The organism is Catellatospora sp. NPDC049609 (assembly GCF_040675365.1).
Classification (GTDB): Bacteria; Actinomycetota; Actinomycetes; order Mycobacteriales; family Micromonosporaceae; genus Catellatospora.
In genome coordinates, this window is sequence record NZ_JBFAOU010000393.1 from 1 (window position 1) to 2757 (window position 2757).

3 protein-coding genes are annotated in these 2757 nt (G+C 63.8%); all 3 read left to right on the plus strand.

The genetic code is table 11. The features are described from left to right. Nucleotides 1-634: 634 nt before the first annotated feature. Nucleotides 635-952: a hypothetical protein gene (locus AB0J67_RS40460; protein ID WP_363491023.1), complete on the plus strand. Its 318-nt coding sequence runs from the start codon at nucleotides 635-637 to the stop codon at nucleotides 950-952. A 327-nt stretch (nucleotides 953-1279) separates the two neighbouring features. Further along, a complete protein-coding gene (locus AB0J67_RS40465) occupies nucleotides 1280-1861 on the plus strand; it encodes a hypothetical protein (RefSeq protein WP_363491025.1) in 582 nt (193 codons plus the stop codon). Between the two features lie 227 nt (nucleotides 1862-2088). Further along, nucleotides 2089-2508, plus strand: a complete 420-nt coding sequence (locus AB0J67_RS40470) for a hypothetical protein (protein ID WP_363491027.1) — start codon at nucleotides 2089-2091, stop codon at nucleotides 2506-2508. Nucleotides 2509-2757: the final 249 nt, after the last annotated feature.

Genomic DNA, 2757 nt, shown 5'->3' on the forward strand with positions numbered 1-2757 from the left:
GCCAGCAGCATGCCCGTCACCAGCAGGAACCGACAGGCGTAATCACGTATCCGAATGCGCGACAAGATCTACTACTCGTGAAAGACCGAGGCTAGTAAGAACTTCCTCCAGGCCGCGTTCGGCGGCTTCATAGATGGCGCACGAGTGGTACGCGACCAGGCTGGCGACGCGGATGGGGTGCCCCTCGCTGGCGAGCCACCGAGCGCCGTACAGTGCGTGCGCCCGTCTGGGCAATATCCGGCGCGTAGCCCACATCGTGCAGCCAAGCAGCCGCAACCAGGAACGCGCGATCCGCCGGTGGAAGGATCCGCGAGACTGCCTCAGCCTTTGCAGCCACAGCCTGCACATGCCGCCATCTGCGCGGGAGAGTCTCGGATAGCGCTTCGGCGGCGGTCCGCGCCGCCCTTTCGACGAGGTCACTCACGTGGGGAGCCTACGCACGTCCCAAGACGTACCGCTACGACCAACGCTTCGCGTAGCGAGACCGACATGTCGCCGCAGTTGTTGCGTTGATGAAGATCGGCTTCGGCGGCGGTGAGGTATCTACCCAGTTCCTGCTTGACCGATCCGTCCCAGTAGTTACTTGACTGATGATCTAGTACGGTCATGCCACGATCAGGAGAGGGACGAGGCTATGCCGGTCAGAGACGAGGTAGTGGCGTTCTGCAGCCTTGGTGTCTTGCCCTCGGAGCAAGACAACGACGAGGACGGCGACGAGGCGTTCGAGGAGCTTGAACGCCGCCTACTGGCCATCGCAAAGCCGGTAACCGACGAAGAAGCCCAGCTCCTGACGGCCTGCTTCGGTGAGGACAACTGCTTCGGCTTGTCGTGGACGCTGCTTCACCTCGTGGAGTCGGCTCCCTCGGCCGTCATCACGACCGAGCCGGTGCAGGGCGCGAACCCGTGGCACGTGCGGCTGTGGCGTCGCGACCAGAACGCACAGGCCAGCTGAATCAGCCTTCGCAGCGACCGCGCCGTCGAGCAGCTACTGGGACGCCGATGTCAAGCATCTACCGGGACAGCACAACGGCGGCGGTGGGGACGTTGGGCTCCAGTTGATGCGTTGCATCGAGATGTCACCTGATGCGTGACACCCGCGGCTAGACCTGCGTGGACACCCTCGATCATGGAGACCATGCGTCACGTCTTGGACGATCCAGCGGGCTTGTCGCCCAGAGCCGCTCGCTTCCTGAGGCACGCCGCCGAGCGGACCTCGTTCGACCCGTCGGATGGACCTACGGCAGACGAGCTCCGGTCGGTGCTACGCCGGCTGCCTGGCGTGGACGTCCGTGCGACGTCGGCCCTGTTCCAGGAGGCTGCGGCCCGGTTCGGGGGTCTTCGGTATCGCAGCATTGCCTGGTCGTTCGAGGAAGCCGTCACGTTCGTACCGGTGCCGTGGGCATCAGACGACTACGGCGCCGGGGATCAGGACGCGATGGCAGACCTCATTGAGCACGACGTCGCGCACCCGTACACGGTATGGCTGCGTGGCGACGGTGCGGTCGTGTACTGCTTCACAGGCTCGGCGCCAGCGGTGCCGGTATTCCCTAACGTTGAGGCGCTGCTTGAAGCCGAGGCGCTGTATCAGGAGTGCGCCACCTGGACGCCGGTATCGCTCGACGACGCGCCAAGCCTGACGGCGGTCGAGGCACACACGGAGAACCTCGCCTTGATACCCGAGGCGTACGGGTACACCGAGCACTGGTGGGAGGAGGATGGTTTCCGGCTGCACATCTGGAAGACGTTCGCTGCCGTCTTGCCCGGCTCCGGTGCCCGGTGGGCAGCGTGGACCCGTGACCGTTCCGGTGAGCTGGCTGCCCGATCATTCTTCGCGCAGGTACGGCATAGCTACCCGGCTTGATCTTGTCGCCCATCAACCGGAGCCAGGTTGTAACGCATCATTCGGAGTACGACACGGCGGCGGTGGGGATGTCTGGGCTCGCATGATGCTTGACGGATGGGCGTCGCAGGTTGCTTTACACCTGGTCAAGATCGATTATCTGGTGTGTGTCAGGATCTGGCGCCGATGGTACGGGCGTTCAGGCTCGGAGGTCGGCTGGACGGCGAAGGCACGCCTACGATCTGCGGATGATCGCGCCCTCTCCAGTGACCCGCTCGTCCCTGCCCGGCAAGGTCCTGCCGATTCTCGTGCCGACTCCGATGACGGAGCTGCCCACGCGAATCTGGTCTGACGAGCAATGGGAGCAGATCAAACTGGGTTGGAAGTCCCGCAACATGGACGAGAAGTGGGACGTCTTCGTTGAAGGCCAGACCGTGTTCCTGCACCGCAGCTGGACGGGCTTCGGACTCTACGAAGCATCGTTCTCTCCGGTTGCCGGAGGCGGGTGGCGCATCTCAGCAGCGGTCGTCGAGACCCATCCCTCGCGCCACGGCCGTTCCCCGGATGGGTATCACGGTCAAACCTTGGATGCGCATGATCGCCTCACGCTCGAGATTGTGCTGCGCGCGGACGTTCTTGGTGAGGGAGGCCGCAGGCCGGTGCGCTGAGCTGGACTCTCCGGCAATGCGGAGTCCAATTAACGACCTTCCGACCGGCGAGCCCGAACACGGCATGTTCGGGCTGCGACCCGATCGTTAGGTGACTGGCCGATCAGGTGTAGCGACGGTTCGCTGCGCTTGATCCGGGACGGTGATCTGATGCTTAGCCTCGCTCTTTCATGAGCGTCGGTCCGCATAGCCGATCATGAAAGCGAAAGTGCCTCCGATCTGGAACGATAGGACTTGTCGAGGGTCCAC

Excerpts from the sequence above, each read along its gene's own strand:
- AB0J67_RS40460 (WP_363491023.1), top strand. The coding sequence starts at position 635 with ATGCCGGTCAGAGACGAGGTAGTGGCGTTCTGCAGCCTTGGTGTCTTG.
- AB0J67_RS40470 (WP_363491027.1), top strand. The coding sequence starts at position 2,089 with ATGATCGCGCCCTCTCCAGTGACCCGCTCGTCCCTGCCCGGCAAGGTC.